This is a genomic window from Marinomonas lutimaris (assembly GCF_019426345.1).
GTDB classification, from domain to species: domain Bacteria; phylum Pseudomonadota; class Gammaproteobacteria; order Pseudomonadales; family Marinomonadaceae; genus Marinomonas; species Marinomonas lutimaris.
Genome location: NZ_JAHLLW010000013.1, coordinates 86,508 through 106,629, shown reverse-complemented (window position 1 = coordinate 106,629; position 20,122 = coordinate 86,508). Strand labels below are relative to the sequence as shown.

Here is a 20,122-nt window from a genome sequence, read left to right as displayed (position 1 = left end):
TCCTAACAGAGCTTGGCTCAGGTATTATTACGCTAATCAAAAAGACAGAGGAAAAGAGTTTGGAATTACTCAAAGTAGACAACCTTAACCCCTACCTAGATGATCTTGTCGAGTTGTTATGTGATGCAGTTGACTCTGGCGCGCCAATTGGTTTTTTACCACCAATGAGTGAGTCTGAAGCGAAAGCTTATTGGTTGTCGATTAACGATGATTTACAAGCTAATGCCCGCCAAGTTTTATTGATCCGTGAAGACGATAAAGTTGTTGGCAGTGTACAAATTGCCATGTCTCCAAAAGCCAATGCATTACATCGTTGCGATGTGGAAAAGCTAATGGTTCACACTCAAGCGAGAGAACATGGCTTGGGCGGCATGCTGATGCAAGGTGTTGAGCGTGTAGCGGCATCCATGCAACGACAGCTACTAATACTTGAAGTAAGAAGCGATGACATAGCTCACGACATGTATGTCAATATGGGCTATATTCCGTTTGGTGAAGTGCCTGGTTACACTCGCAGTGCAAACGGTATGTTGCATAATGCGACGTTTTTCTACAAAGAAATTGAAACCACCCACGAAGTATTTTCTTAAATTTAATTAACAAAGCCATAGGCGATACCCTTGAGACTTGATTTTTATTTATCCCACGTGACTGAATTGGCACGTAAAGCTGCAAAAATTGCAGCATCAAAAGGCCGTGTAACTGTAAATGGTGAAGTGGTTAAAAAAGCCAATTACACCGTACAAGAAGGGGATCAGATTTGCCTAGATGATGCCCTTTTGGCATGGCCATCTGAGGGATACTATTTATTGCACAAACCTGCGGGTTATGTGTGCGCTACCCAAGATCCAGATCACCCGACGGTGCTGGATCTTTTGCCTTCTCATCTAGGGCAAGAGTTAAAGATTGTTGGTCGTCTGGATAAAGACACCACAGGTTTATTGCTGCTAACCACAGATGGGCAATGGCTGCATCGAATTACCTCACCACGTAATGCCTGTAACAAACGCTATCGTATGATGTTAGCTGATCCAATTAGCGATGAAGATTTGAAGCAATTGGAAAAAGGTGTGATGCTGAATGGTGAATTGCAGCCAACATTACCAGCGGTCGCGGAGCGTATTAGCGATTGCGATATTTATCTGACGATTCAAGAAGGTAAATATCATCAAGTAAAACGTATGTTGGCAGCTGTCGGTAATAAAGTTGAAGAGCTTCACCGGGATCAAATTGGTCCTTTGTCACTGGATGCTGACATTCCAGCTGGCGATTTCCGTGAATTAACCGAAGAAGAAGTTGCTTACTTTTAATAAAGAGATTGAATGATGAAAGAATTATCGATGGATGAACGTGTTCAACTATTGGTTGCGCCTGATAGTGAGCGTTTAGCGTATTTTGTTGAGCATGCTAAAGCCACGGAATTGGTATGGAGCTTGAGCAACGAAGAAGGTTTTGTGATGGTTGAAACCGACGACGGTGATTGTGTAATGGTTTGGCCTGATGCTGAATTTGCTAGCCAGTGGGCCATTGAAGATTGGGACGACTGCGAGCCAGTGTCTGTTTCCCTTGAGACATTTAAAACTGAGTGGTTACCAAGCCTTGCGGCAGACAAGATCACTGTAGCTGTTTTTCCGAATATTGAAGACGAAGGTAAGCTATCGACAGCGGAAGAGTTGACTGCGCTGCTGGCTTGATCTTAGAAATAGGTATTTATAATTAGCCGCTTTCTTATTGGTTTTTCGCCATGAGGGAGCGGTTTAGTTTTTATTAAAGTGTTATAGATATTTTTGTAGTAACGGGACAATACAAATAAGGACTTAACTCCCCCATGAGCAAACGTCAAAACCACCGTGAAGAAGTCTTTGTTAAAATATTAGAAGCCGCTGAAATTGAATTTGGCTTAAAAGGTTATAACGGCGCCAGCTTGCAGCATATTGCTGAGCGTGCTGGTTTACCTAAGCCAAATATCATTTATTATTTTCAATCCAAAGCGAACTTGTACAAGCAAGTGCTTGATCAAACTTTGATGGGTTGGAATGATTTGTTTGATAAAGCGACTACAAACGATGATCCCGCCGCCGTATTGGACAGTTTTATTCGCGTTAAACTGAAACAGAGCTTTGAGAAAGGCGTGGCTTCTCGTCTGTTTGCCATGGAAGTGATTGGCGGTGCCCTGCATATTGGTGACTACCTAAAAGAAGAATTACAGCCATGGTTTAAATCTCGCGTTGCTTTGCTGCAATCTTGGATGGATGCAGGGAAAATGCGTCAGTGTGATCCTGCTAGTGTGATTTATATGATTTGGGCAACGACTCAGCATTACGCGGATTTTGAAGCCCAAGTGCTTGCCTTAAGTGGTATTGAATCCTTGGGCGATGAAGATTTACAGCGTATCGGAGACACAGTGAGCGGTATTATTCTCGCTGGTTGTGGCTTAAGCCTACCCTCGAAAGATTGATCTCGAAAGATAAAACACTGTTATTGCGAGTCCTCTCTTAATTGGTGAATATGTTGCACCAAAGCCCGTAATTTTGCGGGCTTTGCTGGTTTTGCCATATAGGTAATGTTCTGTTGCTTACATAACTCTACTAGCTCTGGGTCGCGTAGAGCGGTGATCAACACGGCTGGAATGGTTTTTCCTGCACGGGCTCGAAGTGATTTAATCAAAGACAAACCATCTTGGTTATTGTCAAGATGGTAATCCACTAACAGTAACTCTGCTTCCCCTTCTGCCTCTAGGGCATCATTAAAGCGATTAAATGTCCGACAGTCGCACTGCCAATGAGTTAATAGTGTGTTCATGGCGATTAGATTATTTTTCTCGTCATCGATACACCAAACATAGCAGTGAGCCAGCTTTTCTTGTGGTGTGATCGTGGTTTGAAATGTTGAAAAATTGACTACTTGATTGCTTTTGGCCAATGGAATACCGATGCTAAAGCAGCTACCTTTACCGGGGGTTGAATGTATTTCAGTTACTAAACCGAGTTGTTTTTGCATGCGACGAACCAAGCCTAGTCCCAATCCCATTCCTGGTTCTTGGGTGTTTTCCCAACGATAGAAGTCATCAAATATTTTCTTTTGCTCTGTTACTGGAATTCCCACACCGGTATCCCATACTTGTAAATACACGACGCCAGAGCGAGGTCTGACACTCAATAATACGCGGCCTTTTTGCGTGTACTTCACCGCGTTTGAAACAAAATTTTGAATGATTCGGCGTAAGTAAATAGGGTCTGTATGAACTCTAAAAGGGCGTAAATGTGTGGTTAAGCGAATGTTTTTACTGTCTGCTATCACGCCAAATTCAGCCACAATCGGTGCGAGGATATCTTGCAAATTGCAATCTACTAACTTGGGTTGAATCGCCCCTTGGTCTAGTCGGGCGATTTCAAGCAAAGTGGAAATTAGTGCCTCGGTTGATTCTAAAGAATCGGATAATTTATCAATAACTTGGTTGGTGTCATTGGGTAATTCCGTAGATTGTAAAATCCCCATATAAAGCTTAGCGGCGTTTAGCGGCTGTAAAATATCATGACTGGCTAAGGCGAGGAATTCTGTCTTAGAGGCATTAGCTTGTTCGGCTTCTGCTTTGGCGCTGATCAGAGCTTTTTCAGCTTGATTACGGCGTTCGATTTCTTGCATTAGTTCGTGGTTAACGCCTTGTACTTCTACCGTACGGGCTTCGACACGCTTTTCTAAGTCTATGTTGGCCTCTTTTAAGGCTTGTTGGCTTTCTATGTGTTCTGTGACATCGGTAAAGCTGGTGACGAAGCCGCCATCAGGCAGAGGGTTACCTACCATTTCGATAACTCGGCCACTGGCGCGGCGTCGTAAGAAGCGATGAGTTGTGCCTTTTTTAAGGTGTTCCAAGCGCTTGTTAACCAACTCTTCTATGTCGCCAACACCACACTCACCGCGTTCAGCATTAAAGCGAATCAATTCTTCTACTGGTAAACCAACGGTTAACATGCCTTCTGGATAAGGATAAAGAGACAGGTAGGTTTTGTTCCAAGCGACGATGCGTAGGTCTTTGTCTACCACGCTAATCCCTTGGTCTAAATTGTCCATGGAAACGAAGAGTAAATTTTGGCTGAATTGAATAGCTTGGGTGGTTTCATCTAGGTAAGTCACCATTTCTTCCACCTTGATTTGTTTATCAATCAAGATTGAATTAATGATAGTGCGAGCCGAAGAACCACCTAATACGCCACCTAGAATACGTTCGCAGTAGTCGACAAATAAGCGATTTGGTGAAGTATTCGATGGAATAGTTTGGCTGTAATCTTGCTCAAAGTTCGATAGGACTTGTTGGCTCTTTTGCTTACCTAAAAAGGTTTCTAACAGCACGAAAAAATCACCGTTAGTGGCTTTGCTTTTAGGTTTAAAAAAGCCTTTTTCCAATTCTGTGGTTGGACTAACAAAGGCGGTGGCTTGGATTCGGTCAATCAAGCGCTCGGTGGATAATAAAGAACCGACCACATAGCCAAAGATATTTGCCAATAAACTGATAAAAGCCCCGTAACTAATGAGTTCTGAGCGAGATTGTGCATTCTCTAAATCCCAATCCATATTACCTGTGAGTGGCAGCATCATCAGTAATACCCAGCATAAGAAGCCAAAGGTTAAACCAGTATAAACTCCATGAGCATGAGCACGTTTCCAATAGAGGCCACCAAGTACCGCAGGCATAAGTTGTAACACGAGAGAGAAAGCCAGTATTCCAGTGTTTGCTAATGATTCAGCATTGGCCATTTTTTGGTAATACAAAAACGATAACAGCAATATCCCCATCATGGCTAAGCGTCGAATCATTAATATTCGGCGTCGATATAAGGGCAAGGCTTGCTGTTGGGCACTGGCGCGAGCCAACATCAGAGGTAAGATTACATCATTACTGATCATGATACTTAGGGCAAAAGTGGCGATGATAATCATCGCCGTCGTAGCAGACATTCCTCCAAGAAAAATCAGCATTTGCAGCGGCAGATTATCAGACACTAAAGCAAATTGAATCACGTAAGTATCTGGATTGATATCCGCAGAAAAAAGGCTCTGACCTGCAATGGCAATAGGCGGAATGATGGTGGCAAAAATCAGCAAATATAAAGGGAATAGCCAGCGTGCCATATTGGATTGTTGGTTATTTTGATGGTCGACCACAGTGACATGAAACTGGCGAGGCAAACATATTACCGCCGCTGCAGACATAAAGGTCTGCATAAGAAACGGGAAGGATAGAAACTGTTCTGGATTCCATACTGTGAAATCGACATTTTTACTCAGCTTGTTAACATCAAACTCTTGTGTCATCAGAACGGCAACGATACCAACGGCCACAATGGCGATTAGTTTAAACAAGGATTCAGCGCCGATCGCTAGCATCATGCCAGAACGATATTCAGTGACTTCAACTTTTCGAGTGCCAAATAACATGGCGAAAATACCAATTAGAACAGTCGCAACTAAGACAACAAAGCTAGTTGAGGACTCATCCTGATTGACAAAAAGAGCAAAATTCGAGCCGATGGCCTTTAGCTGTAAGGCAATATAGGGTATCACTGCGAGCATACTGATAAGTATGACTAAAGGTGCGGTCATCGGCCGTTTGCCATATCGAGAAGAGATAAAGTCAGCAATAGAAGTGATGTTTTGCTTACGACTGACCGTAATCATCTTTCTTAGAATGGGGAAGGCAAATAGGTAAAGCAAAATTGGGCCCAGGAGAATTGGCAAATAACTCCAGCCTGAGCGTGAGGCTTCGCCAATAGAGCCGTAAAATGTCCAAGCCGTACAATAAATAGCTAATGACAAGCTGTAGACCAACGGGTGGCGAGTCAGCTTTTTTGCTGTTGCACTTTCTTTGTCGCCCCAGATAGCAATCCAGAACAGGCCCAGAACATAAAGAATGGCTAACAGAACCCAGAAAACAGTCATTAAATAAATTACCCAAACATAGACTGATGCGTCATGGTTGCTTATCTTGAGACTTGAAGGTCTCGTCCTACATATAAATGTAACACAGCCAATTAGACAATCCTCTACGACTTAGGTCGCGTAGGCCATCTCATCACGTGAATGTTTATTTCTTATTTAGCAATACAGCTTTCTTGGTAAGAGACTCCTGCACTATGCTCACTAGTGCTAAACTTGTTTTCTCTAGATTTGGCTATAGGCGGAACTATGAACCAACTTCCTTTAAATGATGACATCAAAGCATTCCATGCGCATCTCTATTACACAGACGAAGCGGGTGTTGAAATGGCCAAGGACGTGGCAAAGAAAGCTAGTGAGCTGTTCGAAGTTCGTGTTGGGCGTTTCCATCAAAAGCCAGTAGGGCCACATCCAGTTTGGAGCTGTCAGCTTTCATTCGCTGCAGAAACCTTTTGTAAGATCATTCCATGGTTGATGTTAAATCGCCAATCATTGGACGTGTTTGTGCATCCACTTACAGGCAATGAGTATGTCGATCATACTCAAGGGGTTAGCTGGTTAGGTCAGTCTTATGTGCTTGATACTTCTCAGTTCACATCTCCGAGTGAGTAAACATTTTCAAACAGCTGATGAACACTGGAGCATTGGAAAACCATGAAGATCCGATTGGCCAATTTACAAGACGCCAATGCCATTGCTGAAGTTGCTTCAGCATTAGGTTATCAAAACACTGTATCAGAAGAGCTTGCCATAAAACGCCTTGAACGGTTGCTAGCATCTAGTAATGACAAAGTCTGGGTCGCTGAATTCAATGGTCAACTGATCGGTTGGCTACATGCTCAGCATGCCTTTCGAGCAGCTTCAGCAGACTTTATTGAAATCCTTGGTTTGTCTGTATCAGATCAGGTGCGGTTAAAGGGGGCAGGGCGCGCTTTGGTCGAAAAAGCAAAAGAGTGGGCTTTGAATGAAAAGATAACATTGCGAGTTCGTACAAATGATGCCCGTGATGGCGCGAAAAATTTTTATACCACATTAGGTTTTATGACTGCAAAAATTCAATCTGTTTTTCAAATTGAAAATAAAGAAGTGTCTTAAATTTGATCAGCACAGGATGTTTTTCAGTTTTTTTCAAAATATTTGTTAAACATCCCTTTAAAAATCGTCGAACGTACCAAACTTCTACGGTTATACGGTAGTTATTGAGCTTATGGGACGTTATCATAATGCTACAAGCTATTGTTTGGGTTCGTGTTGTGGCGGTGTAACGCTTATTGTTGAAATGTAAGGTTTGCTTGTATCAAGCTCTCGTTCCCTCATTATTTATTTTTTACTCATTAGGAGAATACAATGCAAATTACAGAAAACGCCGTTGTTAGCATGCACTACACACTAACTGATGAACAAGGCCAAGAGCTTGATTCTTCTGTTGGTCAAGAGCCTTTAGTATTTCTAAGTGGCGCGCAAAATATCATTGATGGTCTAGACAAAGCCCTTCAAGGTAAAGCAGCTGGCGACAAGCTTGCTGTTTCTGTTGCTCCTGAAGACGGCTACGGTGCGGTTCACGAAGAGCTAATCCAAAAAGTACCAACTGAAAATTTCCAAGGTGTTGATGAGATCCAAGTTGGCATGCAATTCATGGCACAAACGCCAGGCGGTCAGCAGCCAGTAACCGTTATCGCTGTAGAAGACGATGGCGTAATGCTAGATGGTAACCATCCTTTGGCTGGTAAAACATTGAACTTTGATGTTGAAATCATTGACGTTCGTGAAGCATTGGCTGAAGAACTAGAGCATGGACATGTTCACGGCGCTGGCGGTCATCACCACTAAGCACCAAATGAATAACGAAAAAAAGCGGCTTCTGACTTTTCAGTTGCCGCTTTTTTTATACGGTAACCTTTATGTCTAATGATGTCTTTCTTATACTAAAAGACGCGGTTCTTTCTTGTCAGCATTGCGCTGATGTTTTGCCTTATCTCCCCAAACCTATTCTACAAATTCACCCTAATGCAAAACTATTAATCGCTGGACAAGCGCCAGGGCAAAAAACGCATGAAGTTGGTCGGCCATTTGATGATTTAAGTGGCGAGCGCTTACGTGAATGGTTGGGCCTATCTGCTGATGAATTTTACGATGAGCAGCAAGTCGCTATTGTTCCAATGGGGTTTTGCTTTCCGGGGAATAGTGTTCATAAAAGCGGACCGTCAGTGGGAAAGAAATCAGGTGATTTGCCTCCACGTCCCGAATGTTCGATCAAATGGCGAGAAGTTGTGCTTAATCAGCTGACTAATATTGAATTAACGATTGTCTTAGGGGGGTATGCACAAGCTTACCATTTAGGCCAGTCTGGTAAGGTGACAGAGCAGGTCAAGCAATGGCGATATTGGCTAGAGCAAGGCAAACTAGTATTGCCTCACCCCAGCCCAAGAAATAACCGTTGGCTTAAGCAAAATCCTTGGTTTGAAGCTGAAGTCTTACCAGAGTTGAAATCGCGGATTAAAGGCTTACTTCAGTCTCCCTCGTCATAAGGTAATGCTCTATGCCATCTTCCATGTAGGGTTCGGATACTGTGATAAATCCATGGGATTGATAAAAGCCTTCAAGATGAGATTGTGCGCCGATTTTAATCGGACTATCTGGCCAAAGCTTAAGCGTCTCTTCAATCGCATGAGCCATCAATGTGTGACCAATTTTATCCTTGCGGCTTTTCTTTGCGACAACGACTCGTCCTATGCTTGTGTAACCTAGGTAAGAATCGCCTTTTGCTAAAAGTCTCGCATAAGCAACCAATTTATTATCTTGCAAAGCAAACAAATGTCTAGTGTCTGGTAACGTATCTAAATTATCCAAATCAGGAAAAATACAGTTTTGTTCTACTACAAACACATCAGAGCGCAGCTTTAATAAGTTATATAAATTGTTATTGGATAGTTCGTTAAATGTCTGGCAGTGCCAAGTTAGCATGTCTTTTCTCTATTCAATCTTGTTCGGCGGTATTATATCTAGGAAGTCACGTTATGAATATGAAAGATATAACTATCGCCAGATAGTCTGTTACTTGTAATATTTATAATAAAGCTGACTAGGTTGAGGTAGTGAAAATGAAGGAGGGTAAATTTCCACTGGTTTTACTGTTTAGCTTTCTCTTGAGTGCCTGTTCGTCATCTTTTGCGTATAACAATATTGATTGGTTGATGTATTGGTATGTCGACGATTATGTAGACTTATCGCCAAGTCAAAAAGATATGCTAGATGAGCGGGTTGCTTTATGGCAAGACTGGCATCGTTCTATAGAGCTTCAAAAATATCAGGATCAGCTCAAAAATCTGAAAATAAAATTAGACTCAGGTCCTCTCAATCAGGACCAGTGGCTAAGAGAGTTTGATGAAGCGCAAGAGCACCTTAATCGTTTTCGTACAAAAATTGCTCCTGAGTTGGCAGAGGTTGCTCAACAATTATCTCTGGAACAAATCGAGGGAGCACTATCGGCTTTGGATAAAAAAAGACAAGAAAGCCTGATAAAGTTTGAAAAGCAAACTGTGGCGGAAAGATTAAAGCGTAGAGAGGAGCGTTTATCAGAGCCAGTTGAAGATAATATGGGTAAGTTATCTCAGCTACAAACCGATATTATCAAAAAGTATGCACATCAATTTATTCCAACATTTAGTGAGCGAACTGCATATCAACGTACTCTTCAGAATGCAGCAAAGGATATTTTTGCTAATCGAAATGCCCCCGAGTTTAAGCAGCAGCTCGTTTCTCTTATTGGCGATCCAGACCATTACAAAACGTCTGAATACGAAGCGACTTTGGCGTACAACACTCGCCTATATGCCAAAATGTTGGCGGAGCTAAATCTGACTTTTACCCAAGAACAAAAGCTAAGGCTTGATGCTAAGCTCGACGAATGGGTTGACTTAATTGATGAGCTAATTTCAGGTTAGTCGTTAAAGTTGCGGATTGGTAAAGTACCATAGCTGGTATAGAGATATATCAATAAAATACTTTAACCTTTTTTAGAAATGCGTTTTACTGATATCAATAAAATAATAAAAATCGAGGTCAGTAGAATGAAAACCATGCTAGAACATTTGTCCCAATATGCCTTTTATCACCAAGATCGCCGCAATGTAGCAACGCATTTTGTTGGTATTCCTATGATAGTTGTCGGGATTGCTGTTTTGTTGTCCCGTCCAAATTTCACCTTGCTTGACATAGAGTTCACACCAGCTCTTATTATTGCCCTTGCCAGTAGTGTTTTTTATATTCGCTTAGACAAAATGGTTGGTGTTGTGATGACGATTCTGCTTGCGTTGACTATATGGATTGCTGAATTTTTTGCACTTCAAAGTACATTCGTATGGTTAATCACTGGGATTGGTTTATTTATCGTCGGTTGGATATTTCAATTCGTAGGGCATTACTTTGAAGGCAAAAAACCAGCTTTTTTAGACGATGTAACGGGGTTAATTATAGGGCCTTTATTTGTTTTTGTTGAGCTGTTGTTTTTACTAGGGCTAAAACAGGATTGGCAAAAAACAATAGAACGTTCTTGCGAAAAACAAAATAAAGCTGTGAATAAAAAATAATTAAGGTTGAAGTAGAATTGCTGGAAGAAGATTAGATAGATGAGGTAGGAACAGGAAGCGCTTAATGTTTTTATTCTAGCGCCATTTCCTTACAAGCCTGTTGGAGTAAGCCAAAATATCTGTTTTGTGAACAGATGCTTACCCAATAACTTTCTAGTGTACTTAACTGTTAAAATGTATTGATTAAGCGTGTTGAGCAGAAGATGATACAAACGCTGTTTTCAATTTTAGCACTGCTTTTTTAACAGATTGAACAGCAGAAGAAATACCAGCAACGATGTATTCAGCACGTTCTGCGCGAGCGATAGCTTCGTATTTTTCAGCATCAGTTAGATAAGAAGTGTTTACGTTTTTTAGTAATTCAGCAACAGTTTGAGTGTTTTTCATGATGTATTCCTCGTTTATGGTTGTTTCAGAAAGCATCAAAACTTATTTCGTTTTGATGCTTGTATAGTAGAAACTATGGGTAAATAAGACAAACGATAAAAAATACACCGATACCTGAAAAAAACTAATCAATCGGACAGCGAATGATTCTAGATGAGATTTTTATACCTTATCAAGAGGGCTACCGTCTTGTTTTGCTGTGTCTAAACGTATGTAGGATTTTGTGCTCACGACATCGGCATGGGCATAAAGTTGTTTGACGACTAAGTCCGTGAATTGTGTCATGTCTTTGGCACAAATTTCTACCATCAAATCTACGTCTCCTGTGACACCATGAACGTTAATGGCAGCACTTTGTTGTTGTAGAAAATTCATCACATTATCTCGTGCATTGGGAGCGTCTTTACTGACTGTGACTAAAGTCCAAGCCATGACGCTATAACCGAGCTTTTGGTAGTTAACCTGTGCTCTATAACCACTAATAATGTCCATTTCTTCTAACTGGCGTAAGCGCCTTAAACACTGCGATTGCGATAGATTAATACTCTCGGCTAATTGTGTATTGCTAAGGCGGCCATCTTTTTCTAATGCTTGGATTATTTTGTAGTCGGTACGGTCTAAGGTGATTTCTTTCATAAAAGTCTCAGTTTAAACAAAAATCTTGTATTAGGTTATGAATTCTTCTTTTAAATAGCAAACAACTTGTGTGCCTTATTCTTTATACTTTGGATTACTTTCGCTTAGGAGATAAGGTTATGGCTGTGTCATTAGATTTGGCGTTTGTTCGCTCTCAATTTCCTGCTTTTAAAGAGCTGTCTTTGGCGGGTCAGGCGTTTTTTGATAATGCGGGTGGCTCTTATGCTTGTCAGGCGGTGATTGATCATCTGGATCAATATTATCGAGAAACCAAGCTCCAGCCTTATCATCTTCATCCTGCGGCACAAAAAGCGGGTGCTCAGATGGATTTAGCACACGAGCGTTTAGCCTCTTATTTGAATGTGAAGGTCAACGAAGTGCATCTTGGACCTTCTACGTCTCAAAATACTTACGTGTTAGCACAAGCTTTTGGCAAGATTTTAAAAGCGGGTGACGAAATCATTGTGACCAATCAAGATCATGAAGCAAATATTGGTGTTTGGCGTGCATTAGAAACACGTGGCATTGTGATTAAAGAATGGCAAGTGGATGCACAGACTGGGTCGTTAGATATAAATGACTTAGAGGCCCTTTTTACTGAACGAACCAAGCTTTTAGCCTTTACCCATTGTTCGAATATCGTCGCTGAAATCAATCCTGTAGCAGAGATTTGTGCTCGAGCAAAAACGGCAGGTGTGGCAACGGTGGTGGATGGCGTATCCTTCGCGGGTCATGGCTTACCAGATATTGATGTGCTAGGCGCTGACATTTATCTATTTTCTCTTTATAAAGCCTACGGAACGCATCTTGGAGTGATGGTCATTCGTGATGCCATGGCCGATAAATTGGGTAATCAGGCACATTATTTTAACAAAGCTTATCGTCAGAAATGGTTTGTACCAGCAGGTCCTGATCATGCCCAAGTGGCGGCAAGCCGTGGGGTGTTGGATTACTTTGATACTTTGCACGATCATCACTTCGAAGCGACGGACTCTGCGATAGAAAAAGCCCAGCGCGTGCGAAATTTATTCCATGATGCCGAGCAAGCTTTATTACCTAAGTTGCTAAACTTTGTTGATCAACATCCGAAACTGACCCTGCTTGGAACGGCTGATCCCGCGAAGAGAGCAGCGACTGTGTCTATTATTCCTAAAGGACAAACGCCTCAGGAGTTAGCGCAGAAGTTAGTAGATCAAGGCATTATTTGTGGAGCAGGGCACTTCTATGCCGTGCGTTTGCTAGAAGCCATGAATGTGGACACAAGTACGGGCGTGGTTCGCTTGTCATTTGTTCACTATATGAATGGCGAAGAAATGGATCAGTTGATCGAGGCTTTAGATAAAGCGCTCTCATAGAGCCAGTGCGAGGGCAGGTTTAGTCTCTGCTCTCGCTGGTTTTTTAGAGTGAATTATTCTTTAGTTGGCTCCGGCCAGGAATCATAATGGATTGCAGAACTAGCATCTCGTCTTGGTAACCAGCCAGCTCTTTCTAGGTCTGGTGTGTCATGAAATGTGTCTACATAACCCACGCACAAATAGGCAATGATATCGATGGATTCTGGAATATTGAGCGTATCGCGTATCACCTTGTCATGAACAATACTTACCCAACCTACGCCAAGATTTTCCGCTCTCGCCGCTAGCCATAGATTTTGTACCGCGCATACCGAACTGAATAAATCCATTTCTGGCTTCGCCGTTCGTCCCAATACCACAGAGCCTGTTCGGCTACGGTCACAGGTAACGCAAACCCCTAATGGCGCTTCTTCAATGCCTTCTAGTTTGAAGCTTTTATATTGCTCTTTGCGCTCGCCATCAAACAGTTCGGTTGCTTCGGCGTGAGCTTGCAAAAAACCTTGTTTGATTTGTCTCTTGGATTCTGGTTTTGAGACAAGGATGAAGTCCCAAGGCTGCATAAAACCGACGCTTGGCGCATGGTGCGCAGCGAGCAAGATACGTTCTAAAACATCATTTGGAATAGGATCGGGCTTGAACTCTCGTCGCACATCTCGGCGAGAAAATATGGTCTTGTAAACCGCGTCACGTTCTTCTGGAGTGATGTTCATAATATCGACTTTCGCAATTGGATAAGCCGATATTATGAGGAATTATGGTGCTTTATGCCAATGAGGAAAACTCGAGTTAACAAGAGTTTTTCTAAGCTTGATCGCTCTTAAACTTGATTGCCGCAAACTGCTTTTAGTAATAAATCATCGCTTTCAAGTGGGTACCAGGTTGAAGTCGATGGCTGTTTTGAATCTTGGGAAGCTGTGAAAGATTGAGTAAAGTCGGTTCTAGCGCCTTGCACACAATCGACGATTTGTGGGACACGTTTCGCCATGTGGCGACGTTCAAAAAAGTACAAGTCGACTAGAACAAGGTTCGGGTCAATTTTATTTTTTGCAGAATTCTCTACGTCGGCAGCAATAAAGCGAAGTGTTTGTGGGAATACGTAGCTCCAAGGACGCCATGGGGCTTCTTCTTGGACTGTTTTTACAACGACAACGCCTTCTGGTAACAAGCTAGTTTGGTGATCGTACCAGTCGTATTCACCTTGGATTTGAAAACCAAGCATGGCAACACCCGCAAACACAGGAACCAGCCATTTCGGCGCCGTTTGTTTGGTTATCTTTCTTAATAACAGGGCAATACCTGCGCCGCCAATACCGGCAAAAACGGTAGCAATGAGTTCCCAAAACATAAGCGTTCTCTTTTTTGATATTGTGTGGATTCTTATTATAGGGAAATTGGGCCTCACAAAGAAGTGAGGCCCAATTGATAGGAAGTGCTTTGTTAAACCTTAGTGGTCAACGGCACCGCCAGCACCTTGAGGATAACGAACGCTTTCAACAAGGTCTTGGATTTCTTTTGGTGGTGGTGCTGTCATCGAAGAGACAGTGAATGCGACCACAAAGTTAATCACCGCACCAATGGCACCGAATGACAATGGTGAGATACCGAACCACCAGTTATCAGGTGTGTTGGCGAACGACGCTGTACCTGGAATGAAGAACCAGCCAAGGAATAAGAAGATATAAACCAAGGTTGAAATCAGACCCGCTAGCATACCAGCGACAGCACCAGTGCTATTCACACGTTTAGAGAAGATACCCATCATTAGAGCAGGGAAGATAGAGGCCGCAGCGATCCCAAATGCTAATGCGACTACCTGTGCTGCGAATCCGGGTGGATTCATACCTAAGTAAGTTGCCAATGCAATGGCGACGAACATGGATACCCTTGCCACCCTTAGTTCTCCTTTGTCACTAATATTGGGGTTTATCGATCCCTTTATTAAGTCATGACTTATCGCAGACGAGATTGCTAATAGCAGACCTGCAGCGGTTGACAGTGCAGCGGCTAATCCACCAGCAGCAATCAGACCAACAACCCAACCAGGTAAGTTAGCAATTTCAGGGTTTGCCAATACAAGGATGTCACCGTTAACCGTTAATTCATTACCAGCCCAACCACGTGCAGTTGCTTCGTCTTTGAAAGCTGGAACATCGTTATAGAACTGTACTCGACCATCGCCATTTTTATCGTCGAACTTGATAAGACCGGTAGTTTCCCAAGTTTGAACCCAATCAGGACGCTCAGCGTACTCAATAGGTGCAGCCGTTGGGCCAGAAGGATAAATGGTGGTTAATAGATTCAAACGAGCCATAGACGCAACAGCAGGTGCTGTTAGGTATAGCAAAGCAATGAATACTAACGCCCAACCAGCTGACCAACGAGCATCAGCTACTTTAGGAACAGTGAAGAAGCGAATGATAACGTGTGGTAAACCTGCTGTACCTATCATCAGAGACAATGTAAACAGAACCATATTTAATTTGTTATCAACATCGGCTGTGTAGTCTCTAAAGCCAAGTTCTCGTACCACTTCATCTAATTTTTGTAGCAACGGTATGCCAGATTCAGTGTGGTTAGAGAAAAGACCAATAGCAGGAATAAAGGTATCCGTTAGCTGTAATGAAATGAAAACTGCAGGAATGGTATAAGCGATGATTAGAACCACATATTGCGCAACCTGCGTATAAGTGATGCCTTTCATACCGCCCAATACCGCGTAGAAGAATACAACAACCGCAGCGATCAAAAGACCTGTGTTGTTATCTACTTCCAAGAAGCGAGAGAAGGCTACGCCTGCACCAGTCATTTGACCGATTACATAAGTAACTGACGCGATGATCAAACAAGCCACCGCGACTAGACGAGCAGTACTACTGTAGAAGCGATCACCGATGAAGTCTGGCACGGTAAATTTACCGAACTTACGTAAGTAAGGTGCTAGAAGCATTGCAAGCAAGACGTAACCACCAGTCCAACCCATTAAGTAGGTTGAGTTAGCATAACCGCCTGCTGCGATCAAACCCGCCATGGAGATGAAAGACGCTGCAGACATCCAGTCTGCTGCCGTTGCCATACCGTTTAAAACGGGATGTACGCCACCGCCAGCTACATAGAATTCTTTTGTTGAACCAGCGCGAGCCCAGAATGCAATACCGAAGTAAAGCGCAAAGGAACCGCCGACGAAAAGTAAATTGATAGTAAACTGATCCATGCGACTTACTCCTGAAGGCCAAATTCTTCATCAAGCTTGTTCATTCTCCAAGCGTAGAAGAAGGTCAAGACGATGAATACGAGGATGGAACCTTGCTGAGCGAACCAGAAGCCTAAATCAGCGCCTCCAATCATAATGCCTGAGAGCATGGGACGAAGTAGGATAGCGCAGCCATAAGAGGCTAGCGCCCAAACCACCAAGCTGCCTAGTATCAGCCTTAGGTTTGCTTGCCAGTATTTTTCTGCATTAATGCTATGATCTGACATGGTAGATCTCCTTATAATTATTGTTATACGCCTTGTTAATTTAGCAGGCAGTTGTCTAATAAGAAGTCAGACTTTAGTCGCATAGCGTAATTATTAATCGATATGTGCTTGTGCGGGATTCTCGCAAGATAGTCTTCTAAAAAAGAGTAAGAGAAGTGAATACTAGGATTAAGCAAAAGATTCTTTCAGTTTGTGCTGAAAAAATAAAACAAAAAGGCGACGGCGTTCAAGTGTCATTTTATGCTTTTTTTGCCAATAAAAACCATGATCCAGTTACCTTGATGGCTGTTGCCCGCTGGTGGATTGAAGAACATCAACTGAATCACTTTGAAAAAGCCACTAAGATTTTCGCCATGGTGGCATCACTTGATGACTCTTTAGCTTTTCAACCATTCTCCATTCAACAGCACGAAGGTTTTAATCATCTGACCTTGAGTGTGGCGAATCTCGACATTTCACTTGGGTTTTATTGTGACTTGCTAGAGTTTAAAGGCGAGGTGCGTTGGAATACAGGCGCCTACTTGTCATACGGGAATTGTTGGCTCTGTTTGTCACTAGGTGAAGCAACCCCCAGTCAGGATTACACGCATTTTGCCTTTACTTTTGATGCTTCGGCTATGTCTCGTGTTAGGCAAAAAGAGGCATTTAATACAGTGAATCAATGGCAATTAAACAGTAGCGAAGGGGATTCTTTGTACATTGAAGACCCAGACGGTCATAAATTAGAATTGCATTCCGGTTCGCTTGCTACGCGTCTTAATTCTTTAAAAGCTAAACCTTATGAAGGATTGGAGTGGTTAAATTAAATCTGTACCATATCAACCCTAGTAAAGAAGAACGGATCTATTGGTGAAGGTTTTTAATAAGTGCGTATGTCATAATCGACCAATGACAGACTTGTCTTAGGAGACAAAGGGTGATTCAAGCAATTTTTGTGTCGAAAAAGTCCAAGCAATCTCAGATCGGCATTGACGCTGTCAAAGTGGATGCGGGTAAAGGCATCGTAGGCGATAGATATTACGGGAAAAAAGGCTCTGATGGTCCAAATATTACCTTTGTTGAAAGTGAAGAAATCGCCGCTTTTAATGCAAACTTTGGGCAAAGCATTGGTCTTTCAGCGACCCGACGTAACATAGTGACCCAAGGAGTACGACTTAACCAATTGGTTGGGCAAGAGTTCTCTATTGGCGATGTACGCTTTTATGGAGTCGAATTGTGTGAGCCTTGTGGCTCGTTAGGCAAATCTCTTGCCAACGATTCAATATCATCACCGCAAGTGGTTAGAGCTTGGCTGCACCGTGGTGGTTTAAGAGCCAATGTTTTAAGTACTGGAATATTAAGAACAGGCATGCAATTTAATTTGATCCAGAAAAGCACTAAATAGGAAAATTCTAAATAGTCCTTTATCTGGATCTTTTTATATCTATGTCTAGACCGTACTAGTTAGACAAAATCCTCAGCTAATACAAAGCGTTTAATATCACTAAACTCTTTATTAAAAGGCTGTGGTTGCTCGGTGTATTTTCCAGCCATGCAGTCTTTGATTATCTCTTCGGCTTGTTTTAGATAAGTGTTTTTATCTTCTGTTCTATCTGTTTTTTGCTCTGTCTGTGGTTGCTGTGTTTTTGTTTGGGAGAACAATAGCTCGTTAAGCGATTTAGGCGTGTTGGATTGTCCTTGGAAGCGCCATAAATCCGAAGTTTTATCATACGCGTAGTAAGGCAACAGCGTGGTGCCGTGTTTGGCGACAAAATCGATAGCGTCCAAAATAAACATCGCTTCTGCATCGTCTAAGAAGTAATTCAAATTGAAGCGAACCCAACCCGGTTTTACGAGTTTCTCACCTTGTTTCAATGCTACTTGAATACGCTCTGATTCCGTTTTGTCTATGCCTAAAAGCTGGTGGCCATATGGGCCAGCACATGAGCAACCGCCGCGAACTTGAATGCCAAATACATCATTTAATAACGCAGTGACAAAACCGTGATGTAAGTAGCCAAAATCGGTTTTAATTCGAAAAGCAGTAATCGACAAACGTGCTGCGCCAGCATGACCTAAGCGTTCAATGCTTGGGTGGTTTTGCCAATGTTTGTCGATTAACTGTACGAGTTCGTGTTCACGAGCTTCGATCGTACTGTCGCCAACGGCTTGCTTTAGTTGAAACACCAAACCGGCACGAATGGATTCTAAAATCCCTGGTGTGCCGCCTTCTTCTCGGCGTTCGCCAATGGGTAAAAAGGTATGATCCTCTGGCGTGACAAACGACACCGTACCACCGCCAATAAGGCTCGGTTTTTGGTTGCTGATAATGGCTTTTTTGACGACCAAAATACCTGAAGTACCTGGGCCACCGATAAATTTATGAGTGGAAAAAAATATCGCATCTTTAGCAAGCGTTGGGTTTAAACTAGGGTTCATATCAAGCGCCACATAAGGCGCGGCCGCGGCAAAATCCCAAAAAGCGAGGGCATTATAGCGATGCAGCAAGGTCGTGATTGCGTCTTGATTGCATAAAATCCCTGTGACGTTGGATGCCGCGCTGAAACTGCCGATGAGACGTTTATTTTGTTTTGCCTGTAATTGCTCTTCTAAGGTGATTAAACAAACGCCACCGTCTTTAGATTCTGGAATTCTTATTACCTCAATGCCCAGCTCTCGCCAAGGTAATTCGTTGGAGTGATGCTCATAAGGTCCAATGAAGACCGTCGTTTGGGCTTTTTCTTCGGTATTAAGTTGGCGTAAGCCTAATTGGCTAATTAAGGTATTAATCGCGCTGGTGGCGCCACTGCCACAAAATATGACTAAGTCTTCAGCTGATGCGTTGACGGCTTCACGAATTTGTTGGCGAGCTTGTTCACGAAAAGCGGTAGTTTGTTGACCTGTAGCATTGGCTTCAGTATGCGTATTTGCATAAAGTGGTAGGACGTTGTGACGAATAGCATCTTCGATAAAGTCTAAACTGCGACCAGAAGCTGTATAGTCGGCATAGGTTAGTGTTCTTACACCAAATGGCGTATTTATTTGTGTGTTTTTGCCGATGATACCGTCGCGAATGCGGGCAAACAAAGCCTCTTGATTTGATTGGTTTGTGGTACTTTGCTCTCGTGTTCTTTGATTCAAAGTGCTTTCTGCGGCAGCAATGGACATAACTCTTTCCTTATTTGGCTTGCCGCATTAATAAACCTGTTATCACTCATTGGTTCACACTGGGCAAGGGCAACTGAGTTGTCCACTTGATTTGCTCCATGGCGAAGTTTGAGGTGACATCGGTTAATGCGGTGGCACTAATTAATCGTTTATAAAATTTGTCATACGCTGGGATGTCTTTGACCAGCACGCGTAATAAGTAATCGTATTCCCCTGCCATGCGGTAAAACTCCACCACTTCAGGAAATTCAGCCACGACGCGGGCAAATTCTTCTGCCCAATTTGCATCATGCTGGTTGGTTTTCACTTGAACAAAAACTGAGACGCCAAGACCAAGTTTGTCAGCATCTAAAAGCGCGACACGACGCTTGATATATCCAGCGTTTTCTAGCTTTTGAACCCGTCGCCAGCAGGGGGTTTTTGATAAGCCAACTTGCTGCGCCATAGACTCTGTGGAAATACTATCATCACTTTGAATTAAGGCAAGTAGTTGCAAATCTATCTCGTCTAAGTTCATTTTGTTCTCTTTATTGTTTAGTTATTAGATTTTAATTTCTTATTGTCGTGTTTTTCTTAGCTTGCTGCAATCAGATTCCT

General features: G+C 42.6%; 23 protein-coding genes and 1 pseudogene. 14 read left to right on the top strand and 10 right to left on the bottom strand.

All coding sequences use genetic code 11. The features are described from left to right. The first annotated feature begins 59 nt into the window (after positions 1-59). The 4 genes from KPL72_RS14895 to KPL72_RS14880 all read left to right on the top strand — a co-directional run bounded on the left by KPL72_RS14895 (position 60) and on the right by KPL72_RS14880 (position 2,458). Positions 60-590, top strand: a complete 531-nt coding sequence (locus tag KPL72_RS14895) for a GNAT family N-acetyltransferase (protein WP_212918206.1) — start codon at positions 60-62, stop codon at positions 588-590. Positions 591-620: 30 nt separating this feature from the next. Next, a complete protein-coding gene (locus KPL72_RS14890; RefSeq protein WP_212918207.1) occupies positions 621-1,310 on the top strand; it encodes a pseudouridine synthase in 690 nt (229 codons plus the stop codon). A 12-nt stretch (positions 1,311-1,322) separates the two neighbouring features. After that, positions 1,323-1,694, top strand: coding sequence for a DUF2750 domain-containing protein (locus KPL72_RS14885; RefSeq protein WP_212918208.1), 372 nt, complete (start codon positions 1,323-1,325; stop codon positions 1,692-1,694). A gap of 134 nt (positions 1,695-1,828) precedes the next feature. Then, entirely contained in the window at positions 1,829-2,458 is a 630-nt protein-coding gene (locus KPL72_RS14880; protein ID WP_219703453.1) for a TetR family transcriptional regulator C-terminal domain-containing protein, read from the top strand. Positions 2,459-2,478: 20 nt separating this feature from the next. On the opposite strand, the gene KPL72_RS14875 is transcribed toward KPL72_RS14880, so the two are convergent. Next, positions 2,479-5,937, bottom strand: coding sequence for a PAS domain-containing hybrid sensor histidine kinase/response regulator (locus KPL72_RS14875; RefSeq protein ID WP_219703452.1), 3,459 nt, complete (start codon positions 5,935-5,937; stop codon positions 2,479-2,481). 246 nt (positions 5,938-6,183) lie between these two features. Here KPL72_RS14875 and KPL72_RS14870 point away from each other — a divergent pair, with 246 nt between their 5' ends. The 4 genes from KPL72_RS14870 to KPL72_RS14855 all read left to right on the top strand — a co-directional run bounded on the left by KPL72_RS14870 (position 6,184) and on the right by KPL72_RS14855 (position 8,462). Next, positions 6,184-6,546 carry a DOPA 4,5-dioxygenase family protein gene (locus KPL72_RS14870; RefSeq protein WP_212918211.1) on the top strand — a complete coding sequence of 121 codons (363 nt, stop codon included), beginning with the start codon at positions 6,184-6,186 and terminating at the stop codon, positions 6,544-6,546. Between the two features lie 42 nt (positions 6,547-6,588). Further along, positions 6,589-7,029 carry a GNAT family N-acetyltransferase gene (locus KPL72_RS14865; RefSeq protein WP_219703451.1) on the top strand — a complete coding sequence of 147 codons (441 nt, stop codon included), beginning with the start codon at positions 6,589-6,591 and terminating at the stop codon, positions 7,027-7,029. 252 nt (positions 7,030-7,281) lie between these two features. Further along, positions 7,282-7,764, top strand: coding sequence for an FKBP-type peptidyl-prolyl cis-trans isomerase (locus KPL72_RS14860; protein WP_212918213.1), 483 nt, complete (start codon positions 7,282-7,284; stop codon positions 7,762-7,764). Positions 7,765-7,835: 71 nt separating this feature from the next. Then, positions 7,836-8,462: a uracil-DNA glycosylase family protein gene (locus KPL72_RS14855; protein WP_219703450.1), complete on the top strand. Its 627-nt coding sequence runs from the start codon at positions 7,836-7,838 to the stop codon at positions 8,460-8,462. Here KPL72_RS14855 and KPL72_RS14850 read toward each other — a convergent pair. Further along, positions 8,431-8,898 carry a GNAT family N-acetyltransferase gene (locus KPL72_RS14850; protein ID WP_212918215.1) on the bottom strand — a complete coding sequence of 156 codons (468 nt, stop codon included), beginning with the start codon at positions 8,896-8,898 and terminating at the stop codon, positions 8,431-8,433. The genes KPL72_RS14855 and KPL72_RS14850 overlap by 32 nt on opposite strands. A gap of 137 nt (positions 8,899-9,035) precedes the next feature. Between KPL72_RS14850 and KPL72_RS14845 the strand changes: the two genes are divergently transcribed. Together KPL72_RS14845 and KPL72_RS14840 are read left to right on the top strand one after the other, a co-directional pair. After that, positions 9,036-9,878 carry a DUF6279 family lipoprotein gene (locus KPL72_RS14845; protein ID WP_219703449.1) on the top strand — a complete coding sequence of 281 codons (843 nt, stop codon included), beginning with the start codon at positions 9,036-9,038 and terminating at the stop codon, positions 9,876-9,878. Positions 9,879-10,004: 126 nt separating this feature from the next. Next, positions 10,005-10,523, top strand: a complete 519-nt coding sequence (locus KPL72_RS14840) for an Mpo1 family 2-hydroxy fatty acid dioxygenase (RefSeq protein WP_219703448.1) — start codon at positions 10,005-10,007, stop codon at positions 10,521-10,523. 183 nt (positions 10,524-10,706) lie between these two features. On the opposite strand, the gene KPL72_RS14835 is transcribed toward KPL72_RS14840, so the two are convergent. Further along, complete coding sequence (locus tag KPL72_RS14835; protein WP_249411723.1) at positions 10,707-10,910, bottom strand: RSP_7527 family protein; 204 nt, start codon at positions 10,908-10,910, stop codon at positions 10,707-10,709. A gap of 162 nt (positions 10,911-11,072) precedes the next feature. Continuing rightward, positions 11,073-11,546: an Lrp/AsnC family transcriptional regulator gene (locus tag KPL72_RS14830; protein WP_212918219.1), complete on the bottom strand. Its 474-nt coding sequence runs from the start codon at positions 11,544-11,546 to the stop codon at positions 11,073-11,075. Between the two features lie 119 nt (positions 11,547-11,665). Here KPL72_RS14830 and KPL72_RS14825 point away from each other — a divergent pair, with 119 nt between their 5' ends. Further along, a complete protein-coding gene (locus tag KPL72_RS14825) occupies positions 11,666-12,901 on the top strand; it encodes an aminotransferase class V-fold PLP-dependent enzyme (RefSeq protein ID WP_219703447.1) in 1,236 nt (411 codons plus the stop codon). A gap of 53 nt (positions 12,902-12,954) precedes the next feature. Here KPL72_RS14825 and bluB read toward each other — a convergent pair whose 3' ends face one another. From bluB to KPL72_RS14805, 4 genes are all read right to left on the bottom strand, one after another. After that, complete coding sequence (bluB, locus tag KPL72_RS14820; protein WP_219703446.1) at positions 12,955-13,611, bottom strand: 5,6-dimethylbenzimidazole synthase; 657 nt, start codon at positions 13,609-13,611, stop codon at positions 12,955-12,957. Between the two features lie 107 nt (positions 13,612-13,718). Then, positions 13,719-14,246, bottom strand: coding sequence for a hypothetical protein (locus KPL72_RS14815; protein ID WP_219703445.1), 528 nt, complete (start codon positions 14,244-14,246; stop codon positions 13,719-13,721). Positions 14,247-14,345: 99 nt separating this feature from the next. Next, a complete protein-coding gene (locus KPL72_RS14810; protein ID WP_212918223.1) occupies positions 14,346-16,112 on the bottom strand; it encodes a sodium:solute symporter family protein in 1,767 nt (588 codons plus the stop codon). A 5-nt stretch (positions 16,113-16,117) separates the two neighbouring features. Further along, entirely contained in the window at positions 16,118-16,378 is a 261-nt protein-coding gene (locus KPL72_RS14805) for a DUF4212 domain-containing protein (RefSeq protein WP_212918224.1), read from the bottom strand. 155 nt (positions 16,379-16,533) lie between these two features. Here KPL72_RS14805 and KPL72_RS21270 point away from each other — a divergent pair. From KPL72_RS21270 to KPL72_RS14795, 3 genes and pseudogenes are all read left to right on the top strand, one after another. After that, positions 16,534-16,725: pseudogene (locus KPL72_RS21270) on the top strand (DUF6500 family protein); the annotation flags it as partial. Between the two features lie 6 nt (positions 16,726-16,731). Beyond that, positions 16,732-17,184 (top strand): VOC family protein, encoded by a 453-nt coding sequence (locus KPL72_RS21385; protein WP_283248017.1) that lies wholly within the window; start codon positions 16,732-16,734, stop codon positions 17,182-17,184. A gap of 110 nt (positions 17,185-17,294) precedes the next feature. Further along, positions 17,295-17,762 carry an MOSC domain-containing protein gene (locus tag KPL72_RS14795; RefSeq protein ID WP_212918225.1) on the top strand — a complete coding sequence of 156 codons (468 nt, stop codon included), beginning with the start codon at positions 17,295-17,297 and terminating at the stop codon, positions 17,760-17,762. 59 nt (positions 17,763-17,821) lie between these two features. On the opposite strand, the gene KPL72_RS14790 is transcribed toward KPL72_RS14795, so the two are convergent. Next, positions 17,822-19,525 carry an aminotransferase class V-fold PLP-dependent enzyme gene (locus tag KPL72_RS14790; RefSeq protein ID WP_219703443.1) on the bottom strand — a complete coding sequence of 568 codons (1,704 nt, stop codon included), beginning with the start codon at positions 19,523-19,525 and terminating at the stop codon, positions 17,822-17,824. Positions 19,526-19,571: 46 nt separating this feature from the next. Continuing rightward, positions 19,572-20,042, bottom strand: coding sequence for an Lrp/AsnC family transcriptional regulator (locus KPL72_RS14785; RefSeq protein WP_212918227.1), 471 nt, complete (start codon positions 20,040-20,042; stop codon positions 19,572-19,574). Between the last annotated feature and the right edge of the window lie 80 nt (positions 20,043-20,122).

What these genes read in the sequence shown, in the direction of transcription:
- KPL72_RS14885 (WP_212918208.1), top strand. Translation starts at nt 1,323, where the DNA reads ATGATGAAAGAATTATCGATGGATGAACGTGTTCAACTATTGGTTGCG.
- KPL72_RS14880 (WP_219703453.1), top strand. Translation starts at nt 1,829, where the DNA reads ATGAGCAAACGTCAAAACCACCGTGAAGAAGTCTTTGTTAAAATATTA.
- KPL72_RS14875 (WP_219703452.1), bottom strand. Translation starts at nt 5,937, where the DNA reads ATGACTGTTTTCTGGGTTCTGTTAGCCATTCTTTATGTTCTGGGCCTG.
- KPL72_RS14870 (WP_212918211.1), top strand. Translation starts at nt 6,184, where the DNA reads ATGAACCAACTTCCTTTAAATGATGACATCAAAGCATTCCATGCGCAT.
- KPL72_RS14865 (WP_219703451.1), top strand. Translation starts at nt 6,589, where the DNA reads ATGAAGATCCGATTGGCCAATTTACAAGACGCCAATGCCATTGCTGAA.
- KPL72_RS14860 (WP_212918213.1), top strand. Translation starts at nt 7,282, where the DNA reads ATGCAAATTACAGAAAACGCCGTTGTTAGCATGCACTACACACTAACT.
- KPL72_RS14855 (WP_219703450.1), top strand. Translation starts at nt 7,836, where the DNA reads ATGTCTAATGATGTCTTTCTTATACTAAAAGACGCGGTTCTTTCTTGT.
- KPL72_RS14850 (WP_212918215.1), bottom strand. Translation starts at nt 8,898, where the DNA reads ATGCTAACTTGGCACTGCCAGACATTTAACGAACTATCCAATAACAAT.
- KPL72_RS14845 (WP_219703449.1), top strand. Translation starts at nt 9,036, where the DNA reads ATGAAGGAGGGTAAATTTCCACTGGTTTTACTGTTTAGCTTTCTCTTG.
- KPL72_RS14840 (WP_219703448.1), top strand. Translation starts at nt 10,005, where the DNA reads ATGAAAACCATGCTAGAACATTTGTCCCAATATGCCTTTTATCACCAA.
- KPL72_RS14835 (WP_249411723.1), bottom strand. Translation starts at nt 10,910, where the DNA reads ATGAAAAACACTCAAACTGTTGCTGAATTACTAAAAAACGTAAACACT.
- KPL72_RS14830 (WP_212918219.1), bottom strand. Translation starts at nt 11,546, where the DNA reads ATGAAAGAAATCACCTTAGACCGTACCGACTACAAAATAATCCAAGCA.
- KPL72_RS14825 (WP_219703447.1), top strand. Translation starts at nt 11,666, where the DNA reads ATGGCTGTGTCATTAGATTTGGCGTTTGTTCGCTCTCAATTTCCTGCT.
- bluB (WP_219703446.1), bottom strand. Translation starts at nt 13,611, where the DNA reads ATGAACATCACTCCAGAAGAACGTGACGCGGTTTACAAGACCATATTT.
- KPL72_RS14815 (WP_219703445.1), bottom strand. Translation starts at nt 14,246, where the DNA reads ATGTTTTGGGAACTCATTGCTACCGTTTTTGCCGGTATTGGCGGCGCA.
- KPL72_RS14810 (WP_212918223.1), bottom strand. Translation starts at nt 16,112, where the DNA reads ATGGATCAGTTTACTATCAATTTACTTTTCGTCGGCGGTTCCTTTGCG.
- KPL72_RS14805 (WP_212918224.1), bottom strand. Translation starts at nt 16,378, where the DNA reads ATGTCAGATCATAGCATTAATGCAGAAAAATACTGGCAAGCAAACCTA.
- KPL72_RS21385 (WP_283248017.1), top strand. Translation starts at nt 16,732, where the DNA reads ATGGTGGCATCACTTGATGACTCTTTAGCTTTTCAACCATTCTCCATT.
- KPL72_RS14790 (WP_219703443.1), bottom strand. Translation starts at nt 19,525, where the DNA reads ATGTCCATTGCTGCCGCAGAAAGCACTTTGAATCAAAGAACACGAGAG.
- KPL72_RS14785 (WP_212918227.1), bottom strand. Translation starts at nt 20,042, where the DNA reads ATGAACTTAGACGAGATAGATTTGCAACTACTTGCCTTAATTCAAAGT.